Source organism: Falsiroseomonas oryziterrae (assembly GCF_021864505.1).
GTDB lineage: Bacteria > Pseudomonadota > Alphaproteobacteria > Acetobacterales > Acetobacteraceae > Falsiroseomonas > Falsiroseomonas oryziterrae.
Map to the genome: position 1 here is coordinate 1 of NZ_JAKJIB010000610.1, position 1,074 is coordinate 1,074.

1 protein-coding gene is annotated in these 1,074 nt (G+C 76.5%); it reads left to right on the forward strand.

What is annotated here, in order from left to right:
- Positions 1-1,074, forward strand: a 1,074-nt coding sequence (locus tag L2I40_RS23595; RefSeq protein WP_237217784.1) for a Mur ligase family protein, incomplete at both ends; no start/stop codon positions are given.

A 1,074-nucleotide genomic window follows, 5' to 3' on the forward strand; every position in this document is an offset into this window, starting at 1 on the left:
TCCGCGCCGCGCGCTCGCGCTGCTCGCGGCCGCGCTGCACGCCGCGCAGCCCGCGACCCTGGTCGCGGTGACGGGCACCAACGGCAAGACGAGCACGGTGGATTTCCTGCGCCAGATCTGGACGCTGGACGGACGCCACGCGGCATCGCTCGGCACGCTCGGCCTCGTCGCGCGGGGCTTCCCGCCGGGGCCGTCGCTGACCACGCCGGATCCGGTCGCGCTGCACGCGACGCTCGCCGCGCTCGCGGCGGGTGGCGTGACCCACGCGGCGATGGAGGCGTCCTCGCACGGCCTCGACCAGCGCCGCCTCGACGGGGTGCGGCTGGCGGCGGCCGGCTTCAGCAACCTGACGCGCGACCATCTCGACTACCACGGCACGATGGAGAGCTACCGCGCCGCCAAGCTGCGGCTGTTCGGCGTGCTGCTGCCGGCGGGCGCGACGGCGGTGGCGAATGCCGACATGGAGGCGCCAAGCCTCGCGGAACTCCGCGCCATCGCCGCGGCGCGCGGGCATCGCCTCATGACCGTGGGAGAGGCCGGCGAGGCGATCCGCCTGCGCGCGCAGCGTCCCCGGCCTGACGGGCAGGAACTGGACCTCGAGGTCTTCGGCACGCGCGCCACGGTGGCGCTCGCCCTGCCCGGCCGCTTCCAGGCCGACAACGTGATGATGGCGGCCGCGCTGGCGGTCGCGACCGGCACCGATGCGGCGCGCGCGGTCGCGCTGCTGCCGCGGCTCGGCGGCGTGCGCGGGCGGATGGAGCTCGCAGCACGGCTGCCGAACGGGGCGGCGGTCTATGTGGACTACGCCCATACGCCCGATGCGCTGGAGCGGCTGCTGGCCGCGCTGCGCCCGCATGTCGCGCCGGGTGCCAAGCTGCATGTGCTGTTCGGCGCGGGCGGCGACCGCGATCCCGGCAAGCGCCCGCTGATGGGCGCGGCCTGCGCTGCGCACGCCGATGTCTGCTGGGTGACCGACGACAACCCGCGCAGCGAGGATCCGGCGGCGATCCGCGCCGCGGTGCTGGCGGCCTGCCCCGGCGGGATCGACGCCGGCGAGCGCGCCGGCGCGATCCC